This is a genomic window from Arthrobacter senegalensis, from assembly GCF_059091765.1.
In genome coordinates, this window is sequence record NZ_JBNHGZ010000002.1 from 674700 (window position 1) to 700795 (window position 26096).

At 65.1% G+C, this 26096-nt stretch carries 22 protein-coding genes and 1 pseudogene; 15 read left to right on the plus strand and 8 right to left on the minus strand.

Annotation, left to right across the window (positions count from 1 at the left end):
• The first annotated feature begins 1 nt into the window (after position 1).
• From AC5RVG_RS08560 to AC5RVG_RS08585, 6 genes are all read left to right on the plus strand, one after another.
• Entirely contained in the window at positions 2-1174 is a 1173-nt protein-coding gene (locus AC5RVG_RS08560; RefSeq protein ID WP_494013495.1) for a cytochrome P450, read from the plus strand.
• Complete coding sequence (locus AC5RVG_RS08565; RefSeq protein ID WP_494013496.1) at positions 1171-1365, plus strand: ferredoxin; 195 nt, start codon at positions 1171-1173, stop codon at positions 1363-1365. Before AC5RVG_RS08560 ends, AC5RVG_RS08565 begins: the two co-directional genes overlap by 4 nt.
• A complete protein-coding gene (locus tag AC5RVG_RS08570; protein ID WP_494013497.1) occupies positions 1362-2546 on the plus strand; it encodes an NAD(P)/FAD-dependent oxidoreductase in 1185 nt (394 codons plus the stop codon). The genes AC5RVG_RS08565 and AC5RVG_RS08570 overlap by 4 nt, the downstream gene beginning before the upstream one ends.
• Entirely contained in the window at positions 2546-3160 is a 615-nt protein-coding gene (locus AC5RVG_RS08575; protein ID WP_494013498.1) for a TetR/AcrR family transcriptional regulator, read from the plus strand. Before AC5RVG_RS08570 ends, AC5RVG_RS08575 begins: the two co-directional genes overlap by 1 nt.
• A 91-nt stretch (positions 3161-3251) precedes the next feature.
• Positions 3252-4025 (plus strand): hypothetical protein, encoded by a 774-nt coding sequence (locus AC5RVG_RS08580; protein WP_494013499.1) that lies wholly within the window; start codon positions 3252-3254, stop codon positions 4023-4025.
• A gap of 299 nt (positions 4026-4324) precedes the next feature.
• The gene (locus tag AC5RVG_RS08585; RefSeq protein WP_494013772.1) at positions 4325-4816 is read left to right on the plus strand and encodes a class F sortase; all 492 of its coding nucleotides are present in this window, start codon (positions 4325-4327) and stop codon (positions 4814-4816) included.
• 141 nt (positions 4817-4957) lie between these two features.
• Here AC5RVG_RS08585 and AC5RVG_RS08590 read toward each other — a convergent pair whose 3' ends face one another.
• Positions 4958-6796 carry an FAD-dependent oxidoreductase gene (locus tag AC5RVG_RS08590; protein ID WP_494013500.1) on the minus strand — a complete coding sequence of 613 codons (1839 nt, stop codon included), beginning with the start codon at positions 6794-6796 and terminating at the stop codon, positions 4958-4960.
• A 776-nt stretch (positions 6797-7572) separates the two neighbouring features.
• A complete protein-coding gene (locus tag AC5RVG_RS08595) occupies positions 7573-8328 on the minus strand; it encodes an SDR family NAD(P)-dependent oxidoreductase (protein WP_494013501.1) in 756 nt (251 codons plus the stop codon).
• A 153-nt stretch (positions 8329-8481) separates the two neighbouring features.
• Between AC5RVG_RS08595 and AC5RVG_RS08600 the strand changes: the two genes are divergently transcribed.
• On the plus strand, positions 8482-8817 hold the full coding sequence (locus AC5RVG_RS08600; protein WP_494013502.1) for a hypothetical protein: 336 nt from the start codon (positions 8482-8484) through the stop codon (positions 8815-8817).
• A gap of 314 nt (positions 8818-9131) precedes the next feature.
• On the opposite strand, the gene AC5RVG_RS08605 is transcribed toward AC5RVG_RS08600, so the two are convergent.
• The 3 genes from AC5RVG_RS08605 to AC5RVG_RS08615 all read right to left on the minus strand — a co-directional run bounded on the left by AC5RVG_RS08605 (position 9132) and on the right by AC5RVG_RS08615 (position 11692).
• Positions 9132-9788, minus strand: coding sequence for a 4a-hydroxytetrahydrobiopterin dehydratase (locus AC5RVG_RS08605; protein ID WP_494013503.1), 657 nt, complete (start codon positions 9786-9788; stop codon positions 9132-9134).
• A 194-nt stretch (positions 9789-9982) separates the two neighbouring features.
• Complete coding sequence (locus tag AC5RVG_RS08610; RefSeq protein WP_494013504.1) at positions 9983-10714, minus strand: hypothetical protein; 732 nt, start codon at positions 10712-10714, stop codon at positions 9983-9985.
• Between the two features lie 279 nt (positions 10715-10993).
• Positions 10994-11692, minus strand: a complete 699-nt coding sequence (locus AC5RVG_RS08615; protein ID WP_494013505.1) for a histidine phosphatase family protein — start codon at positions 11690-11692, stop codon at positions 10994-10996.
• A 203-nt stretch (positions 11693-11895) separates the two neighbouring features.
• Here AC5RVG_RS08615 and AC5RVG_RS08620 point away from each other — a divergent pair, with 203 nt between their 5' ends.
• From AC5RVG_RS08620 to AC5RVG_RS08635, 4 genes are read left to right on the plus strand one after another with little or no spacing between them, the layout of a single operon-like run.
• Positions 11896-12867 carry a glucosyl-3-phosphoglycerate synthase gene (locus AC5RVG_RS08620; protein WP_494013506.1) on the plus strand — a complete coding sequence of 324 codons (972 nt, stop codon included), beginning with the start codon at positions 11896-11898 and terminating at the stop codon, positions 12865-12867.
• 3 nt (positions 12868-12870) lie between these two features.
• Positions 12871-13998, plus strand: coding sequence for a glycosyltransferase (locus tag AC5RVG_RS08625; protein WP_494013507.1), 1128 nt, complete (start codon positions 12871-12873; stop codon positions 13996-13998).
• Complete coding sequence (locus AC5RVG_RS08630) at positions 13995-15011, plus strand: Gfo/Idh/MocA family protein (RefSeq protein WP_494013508.1); 1017 nt, start codon at positions 13995-13997, stop codon at positions 15009-15011. The genes AC5RVG_RS08625 and AC5RVG_RS08630 overlap by 4 nt, the downstream gene beginning before the upstream one ends.
• On the plus strand, positions 15008-16111 hold the full coding sequence (locus tag AC5RVG_RS08635; RefSeq protein WP_494013509.1) for a zinc-binding dehydrogenase: 1104 nt from the start codon (positions 15008-15010) through the stop codon (positions 16109-16111). Before AC5RVG_RS08630 ends, AC5RVG_RS08635 begins: the two co-directional genes overlap by 4 nt.
• Positions 16112-16221: 110 nt before the next feature.
• Here AC5RVG_RS08635 and AC5RVG_RS08640 read toward each other — a convergent pair whose 3' ends face one another.
• Entirely contained in the window at positions 16222-18348 is a 2127-nt protein-coding gene (locus tag AC5RVG_RS08640; protein WP_494013510.1) for a calcineurin-like phosphoesterase C-terminal domain-containing protein, read from the minus strand.
• 629 nt (positions 18349-18977) lie between these two features.
• Between AC5RVG_RS08640 and AC5RVG_RS08645 the strand changes: the two genes are divergently transcribed.
• The 4 genes and pseudogenes from AC5RVG_RS08645 (at position 18978) to AC5RVG_RS08660 (ending at position 23582) form a co-directional block, all read left to right on the plus strand.
• A complete protein-coding gene (locus tag AC5RVG_RS08645) occupies positions 18978-19385 on the plus strand; it encodes a hypothetical protein (protein ID WP_494013511.1) in 408 nt (135 codons plus the stop codon).
• Positions 19386-19552: 167 nt separating this feature from the next.
• Positions 19553-19702, plus strand: coding sequence for a hypothetical protein (locus AC5RVG_RS08650; protein WP_494013512.1), 150 nt, complete (start codon positions 19553-19555; stop codon positions 19700-19702).
• 555 nt (positions 19703-20257) lie between these two features.
• Positions 20258-21611: pseudogene (locus tag AC5RVG_RS08655) on the plus strand (ParB/RepB/Spo0J family partition protein).
• 366 nt (positions 21612-21977) lie between these two features.
• On the plus strand, positions 21978-23582 hold the full coding sequence (locus AC5RVG_RS08660) for an AlbA family DNA-binding domain-containing protein (RefSeq protein WP_494013513.1): 1605 nt from the start codon (positions 21978-21980) through the stop codon (positions 23580-23582).
• A gap of 66 nt (positions 23583-23648) precedes the next feature.
• On the opposite strand, the gene AC5RVG_RS08665 is transcribed toward AC5RVG_RS08660, so the two are convergent.
• The gene (locus AC5RVG_RS08665) at positions 23649-24533 is read right to left on the minus strand and encodes a hypothetical protein (RefSeq protein WP_494013514.1); all 885 of its coding nucleotides are present in this window, start codon (positions 24531-24533) and stop codon (positions 23649-23651) included.
• Between the two features lie 101 nt (positions 24534-24634).
• Complete coding sequence (locus AC5RVG_RS08670; protein ID WP_494013515.1) at positions 24635-25903, minus strand: HEPN domain-containing protein; 1269 nt, start codon at positions 25901-25903, stop codon at positions 24635-24637.
• Between the last annotated feature and the right edge of the window lie 193 nt (positions 25904-26096).

A 26096-nucleotide genomic window follows, 5' to 3' on the forward strand; every position in this document is an offset into this window, starting at 1 on the left:
CGTGACCACACCGATCGAAGCAGGCATCGACATCTGGGCCGATGACGTCCTCGTCGACCCGTACCCCACCTACGCCGCCCTGCGCGATCAGGCCGGCGTCGTCCGCCTGCCGAAGAATGACCTCTACGTCCTGACCCGCTACGACATCATCCGCGACGCCCTCGCCGATCCGGAGACGTTCTCCTCCACCAGCCTTGGCTTTAACCCGATGGTGAACGAGGCGCTGCAGGGCACCTCGCTCGCCTCCGACCCGCCCACGCACACGCAGCTGCGCGCGACCCTGTCGGAGAACCTCACGCCGCGCGCCCTGCGCGGACTGAAGGTCACCATTGACGAAAAAGCGGACAAGCTCGTCGCCGAGCTCGTCGCCAGCGGCAGCTTCGAAGCCATCGACTCGCTGGCACGTGCCTTCCCGCTCGAAATCGTCGCCGACCTCATCGGCTTCAGCGGCCACGTCAAGGACAACATGCTGCGCTGGGGGCAGGCCGCGATGCAGGTCCTCGGGCCGATGAACCACCGCACCCAGGAGAACTTCCCGATCGCCGGCGAGCTCTACGGCTGGTGCTCCTCCGTCACTGCCGAGGACCTTGTACCGGGGTCGATCGGCCGCGGCATCTTCGACGCCGAGGCCCGTGGCGACATTCCGGAAGGAGCCGCCGGGCACATCATCCACCAGTACCTGGGCGCCGGCGTCGACACCACGATCGCCTCCATCGGGAACATCGTCGCACTCTTCGGCCGCCACCCGGAGCAGCTCGAGCTCGTCCGCCAGAACCCGGAGCTCGTGCCCGCAGCGTTCGCCGAGGTGCTGCGCTACTGGCCCCCGATCCACATCTGGGGCCGGACGGCGACCCGCGACGTCGAGATCGATGGTGCAACCGTTCCCGCAGGAGCCCAGCTGGGCATCCTGTTCGGCGCCGGCAACCGCGACCCGCGGCACTATGAGAATCCCGACGTCTTCGACGTCACGCGCAACCCGGTGGACCATCTCAGCTTCGGCTACGGGCCACACGGGTGCGCCGGCCAGGGCCTGGCGAAGCTTGAGGCCCACGCGATCATCGAAGCCCTGGCCCGCCGGGCGAAGGTGTTGGAGATTGGCGACGAGGTCCGCGTGCCCAGCAACATCACGCGCAGCCACGAACGCCTCGACGTCGTGAAGGCGGTGGCAGTGTGAGGATCGAACTTGACCGCCCCCGCTGCGAAGGACACGGACTCTGCGAGGAAGCCGCGCCCCAACTCATGCACCTCGACGACGACGGCGAATTGGTGATCGACGTCCCCGTGGTCGACGAGGCGGAGCTGGCCGCTGCGAAAGCCGCGGTACGGGTGTGCCCGGTGGCCGCGCTGCGGTTGGCGGAGAAATGACCCTGCGGCGGATCGTCGTCGTCGGCAACGGCATCGCCGGGCTCACCGCGTGCGACTCGCTGCGTTCGAACGGGTTCGACGGCGAGTTGACCGTCGTCGGGGCCGAGCCGCGCCACCCGTACAGCCGCCCGGCCCTCTCAAAGGCGCTGCTGCACGGCGACGGCGGGCTGCAAGCCCACGAGCTGCCCGAGCCAACGCACGAAGCGACCGACCTCCTCGGGGTCAGCGCCACAGGCATCGACCCGGAGGCGAAGATCGTCCGGACCGACGGCGGCGATGAGCTGCCCTACGACGGCCTGGTCATCGCCTCCGGTTCACGGGCCAAGCGGCTTAACCCGAGCCCGCTGTCAGAGGGCGCTCCCCGGGAGCTCACCCTGCGCACGCTCGAGGACGCGGTGGCGCTCAAGCAGCGGGTCTCGGGCCGCCCCTCGGTGATCGTGGTCGGCGGCGGACCCTTGGGCATGGAGATCGCGTCCGGCTGCCTGCACGTCGGCTGCGACGTCACGCTGGTCTCCGACGTGCAGCCCCTCTCGCGGCAACTCGGGGACCACCTGTCCGGGATCTTCACTGCCGCCGCCGCCCGGCGCGGGCTGCGGTTCGTCGGCGGCAGCAGGGCGCGACTCATTGACTCCGGCTCGGGGGCGCGGGTTGCCCTTGCCGACGGCACCCGGCTTGAGGCGGACCTCGTCGTCACGGCCATCGGCGACGAACCGAACATCGAGTGGCTGGCCGGTTCGGGTCTCCTCCTCGACGGGGCGCTGCGCGTCGATTCGCGGGGCCGGGTCCGGCCGGACGTCGTTGCCGCCGGTGATGTGGCGTTCTTCCCGACCGGCCGCAGCGTGCGGCGCGTGCCGTTGTGGACCAGCGCCATCGACCAAGCCAAGGTCGCGGCTGCCGGCCTGCTCAACGGCGACGCCGCGCCGGAGCTCGACTTCCAACCGTACTTCTGGACCGAAGGATTCGGGCTGTCCCTCAAGGCGATCGGCTTCACACCCGTGACCGGGGCGCCGGACTACCTGGAGCCGGGCGGCGAGCCCGACTCGATGCTGCTGCGCTGGGACAACGCGGACGGCGGCCCCGGAACCGCGGCGGCGATCAACTACCGCATCCCCATTCCCAAACTGCGTCGCCTCGCCAATGTAGGTTCGGCGCTGCAACCGGCTACGCCGGCGAAGTCTTGATGCCGTCGCTGCGAGAAGCCCAAAAACAGCTGACCCGCGACAGGATCGTCGAACGGGCGCTCGAACTCTTCATCGACAAGGGATACGCCGCCACGACCATCGACGATATCGCTGCCGCTGCCGGCACCACCCGGGTGACCTTCTACGCGTACTACCCCTCGCGGAGCGATCTGATGAAGGACTTCATGACCCGGGTGAATGGGGTCCTTGACCGCGCCGCCGGACCCGGCCATGCATCGACGGCCCCCGAGCTCGTGGATGTGGTCCGCGCGGGCGAGCCAGCGGGCATCCTCGACTGGCTCGAGTCGCGCGCAGTACTTTGGCCCGTCTTCCGCCCCTACCTGGATGTCCTCGACGAGGCTGCCGCCGTCGACCGCGAAGTGCGGGCCCTGGTCATGGGCTGGCGTGAGGAAGTAGTCTCCGACCTCGTCCGCGGCATGCAGCAGGCCGGCCGCTTCTCGGAGGAGACGCACCACGTCCGCGGAACGCTCGCGTTCACCCAGCTCAACTACGTCTCCACCCTCTGGACGAGCCGCACCTCAGAACCAAACCGTGGCCAGGCGCTCGGGGTCCTCGCCGAAAGCTGGTACCACCTGCTCGGCGACGCAGGCTGAGTAAAGACTTTTCAGATCGACGGCATTGGATTAGGGTGTGACGCACGGGAGAACCGTAAGCACCCTTACTATTTTCTGAGAGGCCTACATCATGAAGGCACAGACTCTTCTCATTGCCCCTGCCGTCGCGATTGGCGCGATGGCTTTCGCGGCCGGGCCGGCTGTAGCCCAGGACGGCGTGTGGCAGGCTGACCTTGCGCCGGCCAACAACAGCGGAACCGCCGGACAGGCGATGATCGAGATACACGGGCAGCAGGCAACGGTCAGCATGAACGTCTCGGGCGCCGCGGAAATCTGGATGAACGCACCGTTCCCACACGGCCAGCATATTCACATCGGCGGCCAGGGGTTGTGCCCCGGGCCGGCAGCAGACACCGACGGCGACGGCGTCGTCAGTTCACCCGAGGGCGAACCTTATGCCGGTGCCGTCAGTACCTCGCTGACAGTCCAAGGGGACACCAGCCCGGCCTCGATGGTGGCAACCGACCGCTTCCCCGCCGGCGGAGCCTACACCTATGAACGGACCCTGACCCTGGATCCGGCAACAATAGCGGCAATCCAGGCCGGAACTGCAACGGTGGAGGTCCATGGCGTAGACCCGAACAGGCTCCCTCCGGCTGCCCAGCAACAAATGAGCCCTGAAGCCCCGGGGCTGCCGCTGGCCGCCACACTTTCCGCGGCCTGCGGAACCTTGGTTGCTTCCCAGATGACCGGGCCGATGCCAGGCGGTGCCCCCGACACAGGCGTCGAGACCCCAACGCAAACAGACGGAAGCGCGATGTCCCTCGCCGCAGGTCTGGGGGTTCTGCTTGCTGCAGGCGCTTCGGTGGCCGTCGCACGCAGGCGTTCCGCTTCCAAGGACTGACCGGCGTGAAGACGGCACGGACAGGGCCACCCTTCTTCGCCGGGCTGGCCCTTGTCCTGGCCGTGAATGCGGGGTGCGCTGCACCCTCCGCTACCGGGTCACCACCCCCACCCTCCGTACCCTCGGCCTCAGCACCCTCGACTTCCGCACCCTCGACTTCCGCACCCTCGGGTACCGCCGTCGAGCAGGCTCCCCGCCCGGGCCAAGGGCGTGAACCGGGGGAAGAGCCGGAACAGGCTGGCAAGAAAACAGCCGCGCCCCAAGCCGCCGTTCCCGCTGCCGGCGGCGATTCCCCCGTGATGGAGAAAGCCAGGCCTTTAGCGTTGAGCATTCCCCGGATCGGGCTTAGCAGCGACATCATCGACCTCGCACAGCAGGAGGATCGCACCTTGGAGGTGCCGCCCGAAGAGGCCGGCTCCCCGGCAGGGTGGTACATCAATTCCCCGACGCCGGGGGAAAGGGGGCCCTCGATCCTCCTGGGTCACGTCAACGCCTTGGGCGGGGGCCCGGGCGTTTTCGCCAGACTGCAGGAACTGGTACCCGGAGACGAAGTCAGGGTGGAGCGCGAAGATGGCACGACGGCGGTCTTCCGGCTGACGGTCATCAAGCGATATGCCAAAGACAACTTCCCGGCCCTGCAGGTGTACGGGAATACCACGCAGGCAGAGATCCGGCTCATCACCTGCGACGGGTACAACCCGCAGAACGGCAGGTTCGAAGACAACCTTGTTGCCTACGGAAAACTCACCGCCGCCACCGGAGGCGTGGGGGACAAGGGTAAACGCAGCTGACCTTGCAGTGCGGAAACAGCAGGCGGCGTTCATGTCGTAGGTGGCCACCTTCCGCCGATGCCGGCGCCACGGATCAGGACCTGCACGAAGGCGGGGTCGCACCCCCAACAGGAGGTGCGACCCCGCCAGAGCACCTGGTGCTTAGGCGCCGTCCTGCCGCCGGGTTGCTTCGCGTCCGGCCAGGTAGCCGAACACCAGCCCGAGGGAGATCGTTCCGCCGGCGCCTCCGTAGAACCCCTTCGTGGGGGCGCCGCCTGCGTTGCCGGCGGCGTAAAGGCCGTCAATGACTTCGCCCTCGGTGTCTAACGCGCGCCCGAGTGCGTCGGTCTTCGGGCCACCGACAGTGCCGAGTGCGCTGGCCTCGACCTTGAGCGCGTAGTAGGGGGCAGTGTCGACCGGGCCCAGCACGCTCGACCGCGGGCTCTTCAGCACCGGCCGGATGATTTTCGCCAGGGGCCGGACCACGAAGGAACGAAGACGCTCGGGGTCGTTCTTCTTCGCCACCCGTCCCGCGAGCTTGCTCGCGATCGGACCGACGGCCTTGGCGATGAGCACCCTGGCCTTTGCGGTGGCGGCGGGGAAGCGCGCATCGGGCGAGTATTTGCCGAGCCGCGGATAGTAGGCACCGAAGTAGCGGTCGAACATAGTGTCACCACGGTTGAACTGCGGGTCGCGGCCTCGTGCGGCCTCAGGGTTGAACCGGTCAACGGTGCGGAGTAGCCCCACCTCATCTACGCCGATCTTGGCCGCTAGCTCTGCCAAGGTTTCAGCGCGGTGGAGGTAATCGGGCACCTTTCCGCCCGGCGTGACGCCGAAGATACCGAACTTCTCCCAGTAGTTCTGGTCGAAGATCAACCACGCGGTGGCATTGGGCATGGCGCCCGTTTCCGGGTCGGTCTCGCGCATGATCTGTCCGAACTGGTCGTAGGCCAACGCCTCGTTCGCGAAACGCTCGCCCTTGCTGTTCACCATGATGCTGTGCGGCAGCGCCCGCTCTCCCAGGAAGACCCGGCTGAGCGGCTGGCCTTCCAACTCCTCGCCGGGCAACTGCACCCCCGGCATCCACCAGGCGTCCTCCATCCCGGTCAGGTCGGCGCCTATCTCCTTGGCCAACTGGACTGCGATGCCGTCATGGCCCTTCGGTGAGACCTGCACGCCGAAGGGCGCGTCGAGGTACTGGGTCGTGACCTCGTCCGAGCTTTCGAACCCGCCGCTGGCCAGCAGGACTCCCTTGGTGGCGCGTACGGTGTGCTCCATGCCATCGGCCCGTACGACGACTCCCCGCACGCCCGACTTATCCGTGACCAGTCGGACTGCGGGCGCCTCCACACGTACGTCCACGCCGTTGCGCAGGCTGCCCTCAAGCAGGGCACCGACCAGTGCCGGACCCGCGAGCCAGACGTCGTCGATGCCGATACCGCCCAGCAACCAGAACGGGAGCGGGTTCTTGGCCATGCCCGTGGTGAGGGCTGGCCGCACGTACTGTGCGGCCTCCCCCAGTCCTTCGGGGGAGTAGGGGCCGGGGAAGAGCGCCCGGCCGACGGACGCGCCGTCGATGTCGGAGCGGTAGTCCGGCCAGATCGTCGGGATCCACCCGAAGGAGGTGTGCTCTTCGATGAAGCGCGCGACGTGTGGTCCGGCTTCCAAGAAGCTCTCCACCAAGTCGTGGTCGAGAACCTTGTCCCGACCTTGGCCGTAGATGTAGCGCCGGGCCTGGTCCAGGTTGTCCTCGACCTTGAGGTCCTTGGTCGAGAAGCCGTGGTTGGGGATCCAGGCGGCACCCGCGGAGATGCCGGTGGCGCCTCCGACGAGTTCCCGCGACTCGACAACGAGAACCCTTGCGCCCTCCCTGGCAGCAGTGAGCGCCGCCATCAGGCCAGCCCCGCCGGAACCGACGATTGCTACATCTACCTCGTCGGGGATGCCCTTTTGAGACACGGTCCCGATGGAGCCGCTGTGCTGAGTCAAACTGTCAACCACGATTTCCTCCTTACAGATAGTCCCCGTCACGTGGCCTCGCCGGTTCAGTGGGGCACTGCAGAAGTCCACCTGCGGGATGCTTGACGCAGCAGCCCGCGGGAATGAGACCGATGCAGGTGCCGGGGACGGGCATATGCATGTACATGCATATGCATCTACTCTAGCGCGGATAGTTGATGTGTCAACTTTTCGCTCTTCCGTCTCCATCACACCAAGGACCATGCCAAGTGTCGAATTCCGGGAGTGCGTTCCTTCCGGTTGGCGGCAGATCCGGACGTTGCTGTCAGTCGTTCGTCGGGGGGGGGGGCGACATCGCCCGGGCGCGTTGACCTCGTGCCGGGCCCGTCGATCAGGAGTTCACTGATGCCGGCCGGAAGTAGGAGCTCTTGACCGGCCGCGCCGGTTCTGGTTTAGGGCGGGACGAGCAGTGCAAGCCGGAAAAGACGGTTTCACCGTCGAACCGCCTAGAGGTTTGAGCAGTCAGGGGACAGGGGCGTCAGCCGTGCGCGGGTGAGATCACGAGGTCCGCGTTCCTGGTCCACCGGAACCAAGGTAGCGTCGGGCAAGCGTGCTGGTGAGCTTTCCGGCGGCGGTGAGGACGAGCAGGGTGGCGCCTGTCCTGCGCAGCGCGGTTTTTCTTCTTCCGTGCCAGCCGCCTCCCGTTGCTGGCTTCGGGTGCGAGGGCTGAGGCGAGTAGAGGTTTCCCGCGGTCGTGGACGCTGGCTCGCTGCGCGAAAGATGTGTCCTGTTAACCTGGGCCGCCATGGCGCCTTCCATCAAGCGCGGGGTGAGCCTGTGCTGCAAGGCCATGACCCGTCCAAGCGGTCCGACGACGGCTTCCGCGCGAGGGGAGGCCGCCAGCGCGGTGATGGCTTTGGCAACCCGTTCCGCCGTGTACACAGGCGGCATGGCAAGGCCTTGCGGCCGGTGTAGTTACCGGCGTGCTGGAAGAACGGGGTGTCGATGGTTGCCGGCAGAAGCGTGCAGACCCTGAGGTTTTTCCTGCCGGTGAGCCGCAGTTCCGAGCGCAGGCTAACGCCCAGGGCGCGGATGGCGGCCTTGGACATCGAATAGGCGGAGGTGTAGGGCTGGGCGATTTCCCCCACGACGGAGGAAACGTTGATGACCACTCCCGCTCCCTGCTGCTGCATCTGCGCTAGCGCGGCCCTGCACCCGTGCACGTAGCCCATCACGTTGACGTCGATGAGGCGCCGGAAGTCCTCGACGGGTGCCTTCAGGAACGGAGCGAAAAAGCTGACCGCGGCGTTATTGACCCAGACGTCGATTCTGCCGAAGCGTGTTACCGCTCGGTCCGCGAGTTCCTGCACGGCGGCCGCGTCGCTGACATCGGTCGGCACTGCCAGTGCTTGCGCCCCGCGCCGTTCACATTCGACGGCAAGCGTTTCCAAAGCCTGTGCCTGGCGGGCCGCGAGCACGACGCGGGCGCCCTTCTGGGCGAAACGGAGGGCAGTGGCGCGGCCTATTCCGCTTGACGCACCGGTGATCACAACGACGGAATCCTTGATGCGCATCGAAGCTCCTCCTCGATGTAGGCCCGATGCCCGCTATGGGCAACTCTGGGTTCAAAAGCCCGTGTTTATAAGTATGCTTACGGTTTTGGTAACTCGCTAGCCATGGCTTTCGCGGTCCGCAGGGGAGGCCCCCTGATTATCGGGACTTCTGGTATGGCCATCTGCCCCGCCAACGATGCCAAGCCCCTCCTGTGGAATCACCTGATGCATTACTTCACCGGTGCCAGCCTCGGCGCCCTGAGAGGAGTGTGGGCCGCCACGGGCATTCGCGGACTGCACGCCAATATATGGCACACCGTGATGCGACTGGGCTTTGACCAAACAATTGAGAACGCCACCGGTGCCGGGTCACCACCAAAGACCTGGCCCGCCGAGGAGAAAGCCGTGGACGTCCTCCACAAAACGCTATTTTCAATGGTGACCGGAATGGTGGCCGACCGAATGCTGCCCCCGACGTTGGCCTCATCCCGCGGGCGCACCAGTCACTGAATTGTCTTGCCCTGGAACTGTTGCCCTAAGCCTATTCCGCCCATACTCTGAGCTCAACGACAGGAGACAAGTATGGAATTCGCCATCATTGTTGGCATCCTTTGTGCGGCATGTATCGCCTGGGTGGTATTGGGTGCCCGCGCCGACCGCCGACCAGTAAAGGGTGCCCGGGCTCCTGCTAGCACGGATGCAGCCAGCACGGGGGCTTTCGGAGCCACTGCCTACGGCGGAGATGTCGGGGGCGGTGGCGGCGACTGCGGCTGACAGGAAGGTCAGGCTGCCGCCCTTTGCCGAGGCAGCCTGAATTTACGCGTCTAGTCGCCGCGTCCGGCTTCAGTACTGATGCATAGCCGGTTGCCTTGGGCATCAGTGGCAACTACCCACATGGGCGCATGTTCATCATCGAGTGTTGCACCAACGCTTACCAGGGCATCCAGAGTCGAGCTGCTTTCGCTGAAGGGGACGGTGACGTCCAGGTGAAAACGATTCTCGCTCGGACGCTGGGACTCCTGAAACCAAATGGCCGGACCCCTGCCATAGGGATCGATCAGGCTTCCGTCTTCGTGCCTCTTGTAGCCCAGTGCCGTCCGCCAGACTTCCGAAATGGCTTCCGAGGCATCTGTGTCTATGGCTATCTCCACTGTTCGCAAGAGTTCCGGCAGGGGCGTGACGCCAGTGGCTTGGGCCTGCCGCGATATTGAACGAGCCAGCGTCACGTCACGCGCCGTCACCCTGTCGCCGGCATCATGCGAAGTGAGCGTGATGAACAGTGTGTCGTACCGCCAGTCCACATCAGGGTGGTGGTCGGATTCCTGTGCCAGCCGGCCAATGGCGGAAAGCAAGTCCAAGGCAGCTGCGGATGATTCGCATTTAACTGCGGTCCGCAAAGCACCCAAACCGTAACGCCATTCCGGCAACTGGAGCAGATTTGCTTGGATTTGCTCCTGGCTTAGGACATCTCTTGCTGGCATGATTTTTCCTCCGCGTTTCGAGTTAGCTTGAGATTATCCAAGCTATCTGGAATGCCGGAGGGCGCGCTCTCCGAATATGCTTGGGTCCGGTTCTGACCTCGTCACCTGGTTTGCTGTGTGTAACGATATCCGGAGCCCGTAGTTAGGTTAAGGCGACCCATCCAGGTCATATTCTCCTTTATGCAGATGGTTGGTTACTCGCTTTGGGCAAGCGCGTCGTTGACGAGTTTGATGAGTTCGTCCTGAGCTTCTTCCTCGATGTCGACTCCGATTTTCACTGCGGTGGCCGCGAGGGATCCTTGCGTTCCGGCTACGGACATGACCTTCTGGCTTTGCCCGTTCGGCAACTTCTGGGTGGTGATGGAGCCGAGGGACTGCTCACCGTCTGTGATCACGTCCAGTGGGGTGATCTTGCTGCTGATTTTCTGTCCTTCCGCTTCGATTTCGAAGTCGGCGCACTGCTGCATGGATTCTTGTGCTTGTTCGAGCTGCTCGGCGACGACTCGCGGGTCTTGGACGGCGACGAGGGTGATGATGGTCTGAGACTTTTCTTCGGCTGAGTGGCTGGCTCCGGCGGCGTAGGTGCTGCCATCGGGTATCCGGGTCTGTTCGGTCGCGAACATGGAACAGGCTTCAGGGGTAATGGTCGCGTTCGCCAGCAATTCCTTCGCAGCCGTGAGTCCCTGATCGATTTGTGCCGCCGGAACGACTGAAAGTTGTTGGCCCTGCGCGTCTTCCAGACCCGCGATCACTTCCTTGAGGTCGTCGTTGGTGTATGTTTTGGCCGCCGAGGTGGTCTGCGGAGATTGGGCGGTAGGGGACGTGGCCGGCTCGGCGGTCCCTTCCGGGGCTGCTTCACCTCCGCAAGCTGTGAGCATCAGCATTGCGGACAGGAGCACTGCGTAAACCCCGGTTGTGCGTGCCATTCTTACCGTCTCCCTCGGTTCGCCGGTCACACCGGCCGTGGACGCGCCGGCATGATGCGCGGCGTAGGGCGTATTCTGCACGTGTCCTCTTATGAAAAGCTTGTTCCAGCATTCACCCCGTCCATAGGGAAGCTTGCGGAGGCCAGCGGGACTTGCTGGATGCTGCGCCGAGAAAGCTATCCAACATACAGGCAACCGTTATGCGGAGGCACCATCGGCCAACCAGCCTGCCGAAGTTGCACAAAGACGCCGGATTGTGCGATTCCGCCCGGCCGGATCCTACCCCTGGCCATCGTGTTCGGCCGGCATTTCGTCTGCCAGTGCCGAGGAGGGATCGGGCAGGGTTTGGGCGTTGTAGTCGACGACCTGCCACCCGCGGTCCGGGTGCTTTTCCAGCACCGTCCAGGCGCAGTTTGCCATGCCGGCAAACATCTCGCGCATGTGGGCCGGTGCGTCGAAGAAGGCCAACAGCCCGCTTCGGAGCGCGGCACCGTGCCCCACCAGGACGCCGGTGCCGCCCCGGGCCAGCTCCGCGGCGGCGTCCTGCATGACCGATTTCATCCGCCCGTTGACTTCGGAGGGCAGCTCGGCTCCGGGAACCCGGTAGTTCTCCTCGCTGAAGAACTTCTCGTAGATGCTCGGATGCTGTTCCCGGAACTCCGCAAAGGTGGTGCCTTGCCTGATGCCCACATGGTACTCGCGCAGCCGCTTGTCCAGCACCGGTTCCAGCCCGGTTAACGCGGCCAGCTCTGCAGCAGTGTGGCGGGCGCGTTCCAGGTCGCTGGACCAGATGAAATCGGGTTGGAACGTTGCCAGCAGCCGGGCAGCCTGCTTGGCCTGGACCCGGCCGATTGCATTGAGCGGGATGTCGGCATGTCCCTGGGCCTTTTCCAAGACGTTCCAGTCGGTTTGGCCGTGCCGCCACAGCACCAGGCGGGGTCGATGGACGTGGCCGCCGGCGGGGACCTGCTGCTGCATCAATTCTCCTCACTGCCGCGGCCTTGCGCAGACGTTTCCGAGCCGCCCGCACCGGCATCCGCAGCCCTTTCCGGGGGCCGGCCGTCCCTGCCAATCTCACGGAAACTATTCACAGGGCAGGATCCGGCCCCGTAGGCTTCGACTTGATCCTACCGACAGCCGGCCTTGGGGGATGAACCGGCGCTCGATGAGAGGAAGCCGGAATGCGGGCTGACGTTCTGGAGTGGTTCTCCGCCAGAAATTATCAAGGCAAAAGCTTCGACCGGCACGAACTCGTGAAACGCAAGGCCGGCCAGCGGATCAGCGTGGTACTTCCGGCCAAGAACGAGTCGGCGACGGTCGGGTCGATCGTGACCGCTTTGCGCACCGAACTTGTCGAGGCGGTACCGCTGCTGGACGAGATCATCGTGATCGACTCCAACTCCACGGACGACACCGCCGCCGTCGCCGCGGCCGCCGGCGCAAAGGTTGCCCACCAGGACCTGATTCTGCCCGGCACCGGATGCACTCCGGGCAAGGGCGAAGCCTTGTGGAAATCCCTGGCCGTCGCCAGCGGCGACCTTCTGGTGTTCATGGACTCGGACCTGCGCCGGTTCGACGCGCAGTTCGCCGTCGGATTGATCGGCCCCCTGCTGACCGATCCCCGGACCCACTTCGTCAAGAGCTACTATGACCGGCCGCTGGACGACGGGGTCAAAATCATGCCCGCGGGCGGAGGCCGGGTCACGGAACTGGTGGCACGCCCGCTGCTGAACCTGTACTGGCCCGAACTGGCCGGGATTGTCCAACCGCTGGCCGGCGAATACGCCGGCCGGCGCAGCCTGCTCGAACGCATCCCCTTCGTCTCCGGCTACGGGGTGGAGACCGGCATGCTGATCGACGTGTTGGAAGCCGTGGGCCTGGACGGAATGGCCCAGGTGGACCTGGGCGAGCGCTGCCACCGCAACTCCACGGACGCCGAGCTGGCCCGGATGGCCCTGCAGATCCAGCTCACCGTGCAGGCCCGGCTGCACCGCCGTGGCCTGGCCCCGGCCGCCCCTTCCGCCGTCGAGCTGACACAGTTCATGCGCGAGGGGGAGGACTACGTCGGGCAAAGCTGCACCGTTGAAGTGTCCGAACGTCCGGCGATGCTGGACGTGGGCCAGTACCGGCTCGCGACCGGGCACGTGGCCTGAGCCGTGCGGATCCTCATCAACGCCGGCCCGTGGCTGCCCGTTCCGCCGCCCGGGTACGGGGGCATCGAAACGGTGATCGCCACCCTGGTTCCGGAGCTGCGCCGCGCCGGAGTGCATGTCACCCTCGCCACGGTGGGTCCGAGCACGATCGAGGCCGACGCCTACCTGTGCCCCCTCGACGAACCCCAGTTTCCCTCGATCGCCCTGCCCTATAACCAGGTCTCGGGTATCGCTCACGCGCATATGCAGGGCGTGGTGCAGGCCATGTACGACGGCGGCGCCTGGGACCTGGTGCACGACCACCTGGAGGTGGTGGGACCGGCGGTATTCGCCGCCATGGGACCGGCTGCTCCGCCGGTGCTGCAGACCCTGCACTGGGATCTGGGCAAGCACAGCGCGTTCTATTCGTCCTTCAACGGCCGCGGCCGCATCCGGTTCGCCGCGGTGTCGCAGTCCCAGCTGGAGCGCGCACCAGTAGCGCTGCAGCGCCAGACGATCGGCGTCGTCCCGCTGGCCGCTCCGCCCGCCCTGGACGTCCACGCGGAGAAAGCCGGGCATGCCCTGGTGCTGGCGCGCATTACCCGCGACAAGGGGCAGGACGCCGCGCTCAGGATCTGCCGCCTGGCGGGCCTGCCGCTGGTACTCGCCGGCCCCGTCGCCGGAATCAACGACCCGGCCGAGCTGGACCGCCGGCTGGCCGAAGGGGACCCGCATCTGGCCTCCCATCCGGATGCCAGGTACTTCCGGGAGGAGGTGAGGCCGCTGCTCGACGGCGGCCGGTACCGCTGGATCGGCGGCGTCGAAGGCGAAGCGAAGGAGCACGTCCTGCGCTCGGCCCGGGTACTGCTGGCCCCCAACCGGTGGGCCGAACCCGGAGCCACCGGGGTGGTGGAAGCCCTCTCCCGCGGCATCCCCGTGGTGGGGACACCGCTGGGAGTGTTGCCCTCGCTGGTGGACCACGGCCGCACCGGTTTCCTAGCCGCCGATGAGCAGGAGATGGCCCGGTTCCTGCAGGAACTGGACGATATCCGCCCGCAGGACTGCATCGACGCGGTGGCGGCATGGACACCCGAGGCGATGGCTGCCAGTTACCTGCGCCTGTACGACCAACTCCTCCAGGAGGCCAGATGAGCGTGAAAGTAGCCCTGATCGGGGCCGGTTCCGTCGGGCGGCGGCACGTCGGCGTCCTGCAGGAGCTCGGCGCCCGGATCACCAGCGTCACCGACGCTCATGCGGCTGCGGCCGAGAAGCTGGGGCGGGAAGTGGACGCCCCGGCGTTCACCAATCCCGAGACGGCCCTCGACCACACGGAGGCGGACGCCGTCTACGTGTGCGTTCCGCCGTTCGCGCACGGGCCCGGTGAACGGGCCGCCCTTTCCAGGGGACTGCCGCTGTTCGTGGAAAAGCCGGTCGGCCTGGGCCGGGAAACCGCGGAGGAAATCGGAGCGCTCGTGGAAGCGGCCGGCGTCGTCACCGGCACCGGCTACCACTGGCGCTGCATGGACGCCGTCGGACATGCCCGCGGCCTGCTCGAGGAGGCCCCGGCCCTGCTGGCCAACGGCTACTGGCTGGACAAACGGCCGCCGGTTCCCTGGTGGGGGCGCATGGACCGCTCCGGCGGTCAGGTGGTCGAGCAGCTCACGCACGTGCTGGACACCGCCCGCTTCCTGCTCGGCGAAGCCGTTGAGGTCTACGCCGCCGGGGTGCGCGGGACGGAGGCCGGGCAGCCGCCGGACGACGGATCAGGGCCGGAGCCGGACGACGTCGACGACGCCACCGCGGCCACCGTCCGCTTTGCCAGCGGGACCGTCGCCACGCTGGCGGCGACCTCGGTGCTGGCCGCCAAGCACCGCGCGGCTCTGCACATCGTGAGCCGAGGCCTGTACCTGGAGCTGTCCGAGGCCGGCCTGAGCAGTTTCGACGGCACGTCACGCACGGACCTGGGCTGTGCCGAGGACCCGCGCATCGCCGTCGACCGGGAATTCATCGAAGCAGTCCGCGGCGAACGGGAAAGCACCCGCGCACCCTATGCCGAGGCCCTGCGCAGCCACCGGCTCGGCTGTGCCATTGCCGAATCGGCGCGCACGGGGCTGCCGGTGAAGCTGCCCGAAGAGCGGCCGGCCACGGCAGGGGCAGCGCCGTGAGGAAGCGGCGCAACCTCGTCATTCCCGCAGCCGGAGCCTTGGAAATTGTCGAGGAGCAGCTGCCCGAAGTCCCCGACGGCGGGCTCCTGCTCGAAACCCTCGTCACCGGCCTGTCAGCCGGCACGGAACTGGCCTTCGTCAAGGGCGACCACCCCGGGTTGCGGTCCCGCCTGGATCACGAGCTCGGCCTGTTCCTGCAGGACTCAGCCGAGACCGCCTATCCGATCCGCCGGCTGGGCTACATGGAGGTCGCCCGGGTCGCACAATCCCGCACGCCCGCCTTCGCCGAAGGGGACATCCTCGCCACGGCCTATGGCCACGCCACCGCGCATGTGGCCGACCCGCTGCGCGAGCATCTGGTGCCGCTGCCCAACGACCTTGACCCGCTGCTGGGCGTCTTCGTCGCACACTTCGGTCCCATCTGTGCCAACGGCCTGCTGCACGCGGCGGCAGACGAAACCGGCGGCCTGGTCCGCGCGCTCGGCGACGGGGTGGATGGTCGGCTGGTGCTTGTCACCGGCGCAGGACCCATCGGGCTGGTCACCGCCCTGTTCGCCCGGTCTCTCGGCGCGCGCGAAGTCGCCGTCGCGGACTCGGACGCCCGCCGCCGGCAGCTGGCCGAAGAGCTGGGCTTCCTGGCCCTCGACCTGAATGACGACCCCGGCAAGATCCTGAAAACACGATGGCGCCATGGTCCCGGGGACCGGGGCGCCGACGTCGTCTTCCAATGCCGGGGACGCCCCGAGGCGCTGCACGCCGCCCTCCGTGCGGCCCGGCCCCAGGGCAGCATCATCGACCTCGCCTTCTACACCAGCGGAGCCGACGCCGTACGGCTGGGCGAGGAATTCCACCACAACGGGCTCAATCTGCGCTGCGCGCAGATCGGGAGGGTACCGCGCGGCCTCACGGCACAGTGGGACCGGGCCCGGCTCTCGGCCGAAACCATCAAGCTGCTCGGCACCCACGGCGACAAGATCCGCAAGCACCTGATCACCGACGTCGTGCCTTACGAAGACGCGCCGCTGCTGATGCATGACGTCTCCCGCCGCCGACGGCACGTGCTGACCGCCGTCTTCGCCGTAGCCCCGGCGTTCCTGTGAGCACCTGAGGTTGATTGGCGGTCCTGCACGAGCCTGATTGGGCCTAGTTCAATCTGGCAGACAACGCGCTTTCCGCCCGTGTTGCCGACGGCCTGGCCGAGGACCGTGGCTCACCACACGACGTCCTCGCCGAAGGTGTCCAGCCGGAAGCTCTGCTGTGGCCGTTCGTCGACGATCTCGAAAGCGAGGGTCTCGGTGTGTTCGTTGCCGTAGCGGTCGGTCCAGACCACCTCGGCCAGGTGCATGCCGTTCTCGAGGTCGGCCGGCAGCGGGATGCGCCACAGGTGCGGGGACCCATCGGCGAGGTTGCCTTCCACCGGGCGCGGTGCGGAGGGTCCGTAGACCTGGCCGTTGTACAGGTGCAGGCCTTGGGCCTCCGGGTTCCCCGAGGTCGACTGGTAGGACATCCGGGCGCTGGTGAGCTGGCGGATCAGCGCCGACGGGTCGGACCACTCGACGCCGCGCCGGACCTCTTCACCCGCCGCGGGCTGGGTGATCTCCGCGGTGACCGGTTCGGCGCCGTCGATTGAGACGGTGACGGTGGAGTCGGTGGTGCCGGCCCAGACGTTGGCGGTCAGGTAGGTGCCCCCGTCCAGGTCGTCGCGGGTGATCATGTTCTGATCCCCGAGATCACCCAGGGTGAGCGGGGGCACCGCGTCCTTGTGCTTGTTCTCCCACGTGACGGGGTGCTCGTCGCGCCAGTCGATCAGGGTCTGCGCCCAGTGGCGGTAGTGCGGGGAGCTCAGGCCCAGGCCCATCTGGTCGCCGTCCCGGCCGGTGGCATGGAAGGCGTGCCGGTAGTCCGTGCCGGAGAAGTCGAAGGTCCAGAAACCCGGCAGCGCGCCGTCGCCCTGGAAACTCATCGGCTGGCCGTCGACGTCGTAGTCCCCGGCGTACCAGTCTCCCGACACGGCGCCGGCGACGATGTGGTCGAACGGCACCGCCTTCACCCCCACGGCCTCCTCCCACGCCCCGAGGGAATCCCCCTCGGCCATCGACTCGACCCAGTGCGAATGACCGGACAGGGACAACGCCTCGCGTCCTTCGAGGAGTTCGTAGAGTGTGCGGACGTCGTCGGTCTGGTGCTGGGCGCTGTCGGCGCCGGAGTGGGACACCAGCGGGATGTGCGTGGCGATCACGACGCGCTTGTCCTTGGGCACGGTGGCCAGATCCTTCTTGATCCAAGCCAGGGTGTCTTCCCCGAGGCGGCCGTTGTACGCCGGGGCGCCGGCCGGGTCCTCGCAGGCCGGCCGCTTGCCGTCGGCGTTGTCGTCCTCGGGCGTGCACGGGTATTTCACGTTGTTCAGCGCCAGCACGTGTACCTCGCCGACATCATAGGAGTAGTTCTCCGGTCCCCAGTGCTGCCGGTAGGTATCGAACGACCACCGGGCGTCCGTGGCGTCGAAGTCCAGGTCGTGGTTGCCGGGGATCGCGCGCACGGGCATGCCCATCAGGCCCAGGGCCTCCTTCGCCCGGTCGTACATGCCCAGGTCATCGCCGGCGATGTCGCCCAGCAACAGGGCACCGCAGTCGGCGGCATCATAGGCCGCGGCTTCCCGCAGGGCACCGTTGCGCGCATGGGAGATCTCCTGGTTGGAGTAGGCCTGCGGATCGGCCAGCACCAGGCACCGAATGTCCTCGCCGGCCGAGGAGGGGTTCTTGGACAGCGGGAAGTTCACCGCGGCGGGCAGTTCCCCGGTGGGCTCCAGGCCTCCGAAGCGCAGCTCCTGCTCGGCGGTGCCCTTGGGGGCGTGGGTGTAGGAGAACTGCGCGACGTTGTTCTCATCGACCGGGGTGTCCCAGCCGGCGGGCTTGGTGACGAAGAAGGTGTCCTTGTCCTGCGCCGGCAGCTCGTAGCGGCCCTTGGCGTCTGTCTGGACCACCTCGCGGCCGTTGGACACCGTTACCCCCGGGATGCCCTTCTCGCCCTTATCCCGGATTGAGTTCCGGTTGGCGTCATCGAAGACCACGCCATCCAGAACATCCCCTCCGGTCCCGCCCTCGGTGACGACTTCGGGATTGCCCACATACGTCGTGGGGTCCACCCCATCATCGACGGGCTCGTCCCCGCGGTGACCCTTGGCGGGGGCATGGGCCGGAGGGTTGCCCTCCGCGCCGGAATGCTTCGGCGGATCCGCTGAAGCGATCTGCACGCCAAAGAACGCCAGCGGTGCCAGCAAGGCGAGGGCGGTGCCGCCCGTCAGGGCACGACGGCGCCGGGAGACAGGGGAAGACATTCAGAATCCTTTCGCCAGGGTGATTGCTGTAGTAAGCAAGCCCTCAAGCTAGGACTTCCGTATGACGGGCCGGTCCCTGTTCCGCCACGACCGGGTGAACGGGCGGCAAAGCCTGGCCTGCTCAGGCTCCAGATGCCGGCGCCACCTCGGTAAATGTGCCCTCGCAGCACCGCTTTCGCCCGTTTGTTTTTGTACCGCCGTCATTGGCCCGTGCGGTTCTGTCTCCCACGGCTGTTCCATACCTGATCATTCCGCCGCTGCACAGCGGAGGCCCACACCCAGGTCACCCGCCGGACCTGCCCTACGTCGCCTTCGGGCTTGGGGAAGACAAGCTCACCACCGCCTGGACGAGTTGCCCGCAAACTAACAAGCATCCCTGTGCAGTGTCTTACCCCGAATCCCGTCACACTTGGCGCTGCGGTCCAGTACCGCCGCGCAAGAGTGGCTCGTTCGTGCACGCGGAGAATCCCGCCGTGCGGTCACCTCAACGAACATATGCGCTGTTATCGGCGTTTGTCGAGGACCTCGGGTGGCCTACCGGATTCGACGCAGACGGTGACGGTTCGGCTGCGAGAGCTAGTACCGCAGGGCAGGTAGCCTTGCCATCAGCAGCTTTGATCAGGGGGAGCATGAACGAGGGTTCGACAGACGGCGCAGTCGGACGGCATGGTGTCAGGATATGCGCCGGCGTTGCCGCAGTCGGCCTGTTCGTGTGGGCAACGCTCACGTCGCTGGCGGGCATCTTCGCGGTCGTGCCGGCACCGGGTGACCCGCTGGCCCTGGTGCTGAGCGCCCTCCTGACGGCCGGTTTACTGGCCCTCCCCGCCGGGATCATCGTCCTTGCTGCCGCACGCTGGCGGCCGGGACTTACCATGTTGGTGACGCACGGGGTCTTCAGTCTCGCCGTCACTGCCGTCTTCTACGTCATGGTGGCCCCGGGCCTGTGGGGTGCTGTCGGGATGGCTTTGTCGGCCGCTGTGCTCGCCCTTGGTTTGGCAGCACGACGTCCCGCCCGGACAGCCCTGGCTGCAGATTAGGCGAAGGACTCCGGCCCGACGGGCACCTCGTCGATGACTTCCTCTCTGAGGTTTGGGCGGGGAACCGGCTTCACTCAGCTCCGCATATGGAGTGGAAAGATGCCGAAACCACCTGGCCGCGAGGGGGGGGCGGGAATGAGAAGGCTGCCGAACAGGGCCGGATCGTCATGAGCCGCGATAGTTCGAACAAGGAACACCCCGGCAGCCGAGCCGCGATCAGCGCCGCGCTGGCTGGACTGGACCAGGCGCGGGAGGCCGTGGCCTGGATGGAAACCATGGGCACGGTAGATGGGGATTATCCGGTGCTCAAGGGCTAAGTGGGCACCGGGCACCCCGCCTAGGTTTGGCCGCCGGCTCCCATCATGGGGGAGAGGTACGACAACGAGAACCGGGTCATACCCAGTGGGGACAGCTTTGAGCTGTGGCGGAAGGCTCCACCTGCCCGCCAATGGGCATAACCCGGGCCCCTAAAAACCCTGGGTCTTCGCTGCGCTACGCCCTGGTGGGCGTCCGCTGGCGCGGCCGGCTGTTGGGTCCAGTGCCGGCTCCGCAGAGCTCCGCCCTCCCTAAACCTGTTTTCACGTCTTCGACGTTTTTGGCTGCTGTCCTTCGGATCGTACGTGCCCGCTCCACCCCGTCCAGCCCCTCCTTCGTCGGGGCCTGCAGGGGCGTGAATTTCCTTTCGGCGCTCGTGCCTCGCTTATTTCCTCCAGGAATTTCCCCACCCTTTGCCCTTGCGGGTAGACGGGCCTGCGTCGGGCACAGCTCCGCAAGCTCCGCCAGCAGCCAAAGAACAACGGGGGAGAGGGGAAGCTGGCCGGTCATCCCTGGTCGCCCCACCCACCAAAATCCTCTGCAAAAGGAGCAACACCATGAACACCACACCCACGCTGGAAATGCTCGACCCCAAGACCCTGACCATCGACATCAACGTCCGCAAGGACACCGCGCTCACCCCCGCCTTCGTGGCCAGCATCAAAGAACACGGCGTACTCGAGCCCGTGATCGCACACCGCAAGGACGACGGCACCGTGCACGTCCTGATGGGACAGCGCCGCACCCGCGCCGCCGTCGAAGCCGAACGACCCGAGATCCCCGTCATGGTCACCGAAAGCCCCGAGGAAGCAGAACGCATCGTCACACAGGTAGTCGAGAACATCCAACGCTCCGCGCTGACCGAGGCCGACGAGGCCGAGGCATACCACCAGCTCTCCCTGATCGGCGTGTCAGCGGCACAGATCGCCAAGAAAACAGGGCGGACCAAGATCAACGTCGAGGACGCGCTGAAAGCCAAGTCCACCACCGCCGGGGACGCCGCCCTGGGCAGGGGATGCACCATCGAAGAAGCCCTGATTCTGGCCGAATTCGAAGACGACCCCGACGCGACCGAGGAACTGGGAAGCAGTCCTCGCCGACGAACCCGACATGCTACTGCACGTCACCCAGCGCCTGCGGGACAAGCGGGACATCGCCGCCGCCCGTGCCGCGAAGATCGCCGAACTTGAAGGCCAGGGCAAGGCCATCGTCGAGGACGCGGGCCACTACGCCGACGAAGACGCCCTGTACGTCTCGGCCGCGAACCGGGCCGACGGGGAACCGGCCACCGAGGACGACGCCAACGCCTACGTCATCCAGCGCAACTGGCAAGGCAACCACTCCGCCAAACCCGTCATCAGCGGGTGGAAGGAACTCGGCTTCACCCCGCGCCACGAACGCTACGACGGCGGCCGCCAAGCACAGTCCGGCCCCATGACCGAGGAACAAAAAGCCGAACGCAAAACCCTGATCACCAACAACAAGGCCATGGAATCCGCCGGTATCGTCCGCCGCGAGTTCGTGAAGAACCTGTTGGCGCGGAAGCAGGCACCCAAAGGCTGGCTGTACTTCACCGTCCACGCCATCACCCACCACCCCGAAACCGCCAGCGGATACCAAGGCGAAGTCGCCGCAGACATGATCGGAGCCAAAACCGAAGATAAGAACGGACGCTGGGGCTGGAACCCCCTCCGCGACCACGTCGCAAACACCACCGCCCGGCCCGAGTTCTCCCTGATCGCACTGATCTGCGCAGGATACGAAAAGACCATTGCCAAGGACTCATGGCGCTCACCCCACCAAAGCCACCGCGACTACCTCAATCAGCTCGTCACATGGGGCTACACCGCCTCCGAGACCGAACAGATCATCATAGACAGCGGCAAAAAAACCACCACCGGAGCCGCATAAGACCACCTTGCCGGGCGGCATACAAAAATCGCCCGGCAGGGCACCAACCACAACAGACTCGGCCAGGAACCGCCCAAAAGTGGGGCGGTCCGCCGCGCCAGACCAAGACACAATAGCCACTCACGGCGGCGGACCGCCGCTAAACGCGACACAACCCCAAGAACCAATCCACCGCGTGATCAGGAACAACGACGTTCCCCACCCTGTGGCAGCACCACCAATAATTCAGCTACGCTGAAACACAGATTTCCTTTGCAGAGGGAAACCCAGGAAGGGTCGGCACACAGGTGCCGGCCCTTCCACTTTTCCAGACCTCACCGATATCAGCCTCCGCTATTTAGCGGAAATCCTTCCTAGGATGAACTGATGAGCGAAACAGCGCCAGAACCCGGTGGCCCAGCCCAAGCTTTTACGTACGACGGTCAGGTCAGCGAGGAAAAGCTTGCAGAGCTCCTTGCTCTTGGAGCGGAACACTCATCCCTGGACTTCAAGAAGGAATTGAACCTCAACGAGCCGGTGAAGAAGCTCGATTTCATCAAGGACTGCGCCGCCATGATGAACCAACCTCAGGGCGGTTATTTGGTCATCGGCGCGAATGATGACGGAACGCCGGCCGCAGGGTATTTGGCGCCAACAAAAGAAATGTTCGATTCCGCTGCTCTCACCGAAATTGTCAGGCCGTATGTCGATGCGCCAGTCGACATACGGGCACAGGTACACACACTTCAGCTAGCAGGGGAACCTGCCCGAATGGCAGTCATCTACATCGCGCCTCCGGCTGACGGAATACCGGCGGTGATGGCAAAGGACGGCATCACCAAGGCCCCGAGCGGCGCGAACGTAACGAGGTTTAGCCGTGGGGTTGTATTCACCCGCGAGGGAACCTCCAATGCCGTCGTCACCCACAAAACGTGGGGCAACGTTCTTGCTAACTTCAAGAGCCAACAACGTGCTGAATCTCGTCAAGATGTGGACGCACTTATCCGCAGAACCTTGCAGATGGTTGGTACCTCCGGTGCCCCGGCAATGATAGTTCCCGACCTGGCCATGGATGCAGCGACATTTACCGATGCGCTAAGCAGGACGCTCACCGACGGCAACGTTCGTGCCCTTAGGAAGTTCCTGGCTGCGGCGAAGAATGCTTACCTCCAAGGAGAAAGTGAGGAGCAGAGGTCGACAGCGCTCAACAGGATTGCTGCAGTCGCGGCAGAAGCTGTGATCGTGGGCGACATTGCCGCCGTCAAGCTCGCCATGGACGTGCTTTCAAACTTGTACGAGAGCTATCTGCTTACCCCGGGAAGAACGCAAGGTAAGCAAGGTGCGCAGGCCAATTGGCTCGACATCGTTCTCCGGGTCATGGCGGTGGGGGCCGCCGCTGTCCGCAACGGCCAGTACGAGGCTTTGCCCACTATTGTTTTGAGGTCAATAGGCGACAGCGTCTACTCCTACAGATCCTGGATTCGACATGCGATAACTGAGGCGTCAAGGGCGGGCCTCCTTGTCCGGTCCGACGAAACGGAGAAGGGCGGGAACCTCATTGCAATGTCCGCCGCGCTTCTACGCCACAGCGCAGATCTACGGCCCGACATTCAGATTGCAGACGATGCAGAATCGGGCGAAGCCTTTCTCGATTCGTTGTGTCAGTTCGATTTCCTTTGGTGCTGCCTATCCCTGGCCTCGAACGAGGATGCATCATCTTCCGCTGCGTACTTCCCGAGTTGTGCTGCCTATCACCAACACAGGGTCGCGCCGGCGCTACACCTGGTTGAGAATAAGCCGGAGGTTAGAGCGCAGATATTCGGAGACATCTCAGACCGGAAGATTGCAGATTCAATTCTCGAAGTCATAGAGATGGCCAAAGGCCAATCATGGAACTATGGCGGATGGTGGGGCGGTCGCCGCGAGATAGATCCTGCCGGCTGGACCATGAAGAATGCATCCATTGAGGACACGCCTGCTCAGCGCTTCTAAAAGGTGTAGAGACCTCCTGTACGAGCCGATCAGTGATACCAGGACGGCATCTGCTGGCGCCGAGTCCTAGATGAAGCGGGTTTTTATAGGACGGCCAGGGAACAGCTTCTGCACTTTTTCACGCTGCCCCGAGAACAACGTCCCATCGTCGCCGGCGTCGGGCATGGGGGCACGACCGGCAGCGAAGGTTCCCTGAAGCTCTTCTATAGCGTGCCTGCCCCACCCCAACATCGCCAAAGCCCTGTCTTCAGGCAAGTGGCCACCTTGCAGGCTGCCTCCCCCCTCCATCTCGTGCGTATATAGATGTTGGTTGAAGAACGCCGACGCCCAAGCAAGACCATGAGCGTACCCGGAGCAAAGCTGCCATTTTTGAAAAAAGTCCGTTCCTCGTGCCTCGTCGACGTCCTTAAGATGAGCTGTTCGGTCCAGGCGCGCTGTTACAGCTGTCTTCTTAATGCCCAGGCGAAGCGCGGCCGCGCTTAGGTCGTCACATGTTCCCCGGTGGTGGGCGGCAGCCTGCGAGCTTTCCTCTCGAACGTTTTGGGGCGAGTCGGCAGAATCTGCGAGGCCCTGGAAGAACTTGGCAGCATTAAAGGCCGAGTCATGAGCGACTCGCAATGCACGCTGTTGCCGGCCAATCCGCCCAGTTCCTGTTAGGATCCACATGGCTACGCCTGCTAGCTCTACGGCTCCCCGGGTGGCGGTGGCGGTAGCCACCGAGTGAATCTTGCCCGTTTTGATGCTCGATAGGGCTCCCGAGAGGTTGTCTACCGCGGAATCTAGGAATGCTCGAGTTACGACTCCGACGGAGACTCCGCTTGGCATGCCGTTTTCATCTCCCGCCAAGAGACTGTCGGGGGCAAGGGAGTATGCGGAAGGATCAGACGACAGGTCTCGCGTTTTGATAACCCACCGCTCCAGCTCAAGCCAATCTTCGGCCGAATCGCTCATGCCTGATTCCTATCACACAGGGTCCGAAGCTGATGAAGCTCGCCGCATTGCCGTGCCAGAAACGACTCATTTCTACTGATCCGCCGACGCTAGGACAACTATTACTGGTCCAGATTGCAGACGCGCTCCAAGACTGGTTCGGGACACCCCAACAGGCGCAGAGCGTGGGCACGCACTATGCGCTCGAGTACCCTCACCGTGTCATGAAGGTCATAAGCGTCGAAACCCTTGTTACCGTGGGCCAGATCGTTGCGAACTCGGCTTAGCGCGTATGCGACGCGCTGTGCCTCTGGCCCTTGGGCCTCGGCCAGGTAGTTAGTCAACAACTTGCAGGCTGCCAGCCGCGGAGTGAGATCCACAGGCAGTTCACCCAGCAGGTGATGCAGGGCCTCGTTCAGCCCCCGAGGCGGATTCTTGGTGAGGTTCTTCTTAACGAACGTCAGTTGTTGAGGATTGAGAATGTCGGCATTCTGGAGCGCCTCAATGAGGGTATTGCGTTTCTCCGTGTGACGGTTCTTTCGCTCTTCGTAAGCAGCAGCGGTCTCGTGACCGTGTAGGCCCTCCAGCGCTTGTACGAGTAGAAGGAAGCGGGAGCGGGGGTGCTCGTCGGTCGCCGACAACATCGCCCCGTAGGTCTCGATTAGCGGGTGATGATCGTCCTCAAGCCCTTGCCAGCGCCTGAGCATGTCGAGTAGGGACAGACCATCGACGGCGATATGGACTGCTGTCGAAGACTTATTCACCGCTGCCTCGTCGGACTGATACGGCTCCTGTGTGATTCCCAACCCGTAGACCTGCCGGCGTTGGTGTGTACCGGGCCCGTCGACGCCGTTCGCGTCGACGGCCAGATAGGTGAGGGGCTGCCCATCTCCCGTGGCGATCGAGACAATACGTCGAAGGGGGACGATCCACCGGTCCACCCAGGCGCGCACCGTCAATGCCTCTCGTGACTCGATCCGGACGACCGGGCTCACGACGAACCTGAACGCATAAGCGTTACCTACTGCGATGCTGGCGTCGTACTCCAAGCGCACGGTGACGTCGTCGTCGCTCCACTTCTGGGACGAGTCAGGATTGCCAGACACAGCCCAGTCGCCCTCCAGATGCCGGCCCTCCCCACCTTTCGGGAACGTCCACCCTGAGAACGGAGAGGCTCCTGCAAATGCATCGAGCGCGCCAACTTGCGCGCTCACACGCGAATAGGTCGGAACCACTGACTGGTTTGCCGCCTGTTCCTGATCTTGCACCTCGCAGGCGATCTTCGCACCAAATCCACGAAGCCCCTCGGGAGCGCCAACAATGGCGGTACCGGCGCTGATGTGGCCCTGCTCCGGAAACCAATAAGTGATTGAGGCATCGATCAGATCCACATCGTGTCCGTTTGCGAGACGTGCTCGCAAACGGGGCAGCTGGACCTCTTGAGGAAAGCCGGCACTACGTTGCCCTGTTGCCGTTTCGTCCCACTGAATTGGGACGTTGCCGTATACCGACCCGGTGGGAGGACGGTTAGCACGGAGATCGAGAGCGCCGGCATGCTCAGTCACACCCCCGTTGGGGCCAGGT

Excerpts from the sequence above, each read along its gene's own strand:
- AC5RVG_RS08665 (WP_494013514.1), bottom strand. The coding sequence starts at position 24,533 with ATGAGCGATTCGGCCGAAGATTGGCTTGAGCTGGAGCGGTGGGTTATC.
- AC5RVG_RS08600 (WP_494013502.1), top strand. The coding sequence starts at position 8,482 with ATGGCCATCTGCCCCGCCAACGATGCCAAGCCCCTCCTGTGGAATCAC.
- AC5RVG_RS08645 (WP_494013511.1), top strand. The coding sequence starts at position 18,978 with ATGAACGAGGGTTCGACAGACGGCGCAGTCGGACGGCATGGTGTCAGG.
- AC5RVG_RS08575 (WP_494013498.1), top strand. The coding sequence starts at position 2,546 with ATGCCGTCGCTGCGAGAAGCCCAAAAACAGCTGACCCGCGACAGGATC.
- AC5RVG_RS08660 (WP_494013513.1), top strand. The coding sequence starts at position 21,978 with ATGAGCGAAACAGCGCCAGAACCCGGTGGCCCAGCCCAAGCTTTTACG.
- AC5RVG_RS08605 (WP_494013503.1), bottom strand. The coding sequence starts at position 9,788 with ATGCCAGCAAGAGATGTCCTAAGCCAGGAGCAAATCCAAGCAAATCTG.
- AC5RVG_RS08585 (WP_494013772.1), top strand. The coding sequence starts at position 4,325 with ATGGAGAAAGCCAGGCCTTTAGCGTTGAGCATTCCCCGGATCGGGCTT.
- AC5RVG_RS08630 (WP_494013508.1), top strand. The coding sequence starts at position 13,995 with ATGAGCGTGAAAGTAGCCCTGATCGGGGCCGGTTCCGTCGGGCGGCGG.
- AC5RVG_RS08570 (WP_494013497.1), top strand. The coding sequence starts at position 1,362 with ATGACCCTGCGGCGGATCGTCGTCGTCGGCAACGGCATCGCCGGGCTC.
- AC5RVG_RS08615 (WP_494013505.1), bottom strand. The coding sequence starts at position 11,692 with ATGCAGCAGCAGGTCCCCGCCGGCGGCCACGTCCATCGACCCCGCCTG.
- AC5RVG_RS08580 (WP_494013499.1), top strand. The coding sequence starts at position 3,252 with ATGAAGGCACAGACTCTTCTCATTGCCCCTGCCGTCGCGATTGGCGCG.
- AC5RVG_RS08620 (WP_494013506.1), top strand. The coding sequence starts at position 11,896 with ATGCGGGCTGACGTTCTGGAGTGGTTCTCCGCCAGAAATTATCAAGGC.
- AC5RVG_RS08640 (WP_494013510.1), bottom strand. The coding sequence starts at position 18,348 with ATGTCTTCCCCTGTCTCCCGGCGCCGTCGTGCCCTGACGGGCGGCACC.
- AC5RVG_RS08610 (WP_494013504.1), bottom strand. The coding sequence starts at position 10,714 with ATGGCACGCACAACCGGGGTTTACGCAGTGCTCCTGTCCGCAATGCTG.
- AC5RVG_RS08595 (WP_494013501.1), bottom strand. The coding sequence starts at position 8,328 with ATGCGCATCAAGGATTCCGTCGTTGTGATCACCGGTGCGTCAAGCGGA.
- AC5RVG_RS08650 (WP_494013512.1), top strand. The coding sequence starts at position 19,553 with ATGAGCCGCGATAGTTCGAACAAGGAACACCCCGGCAGCCGAGCCGCG.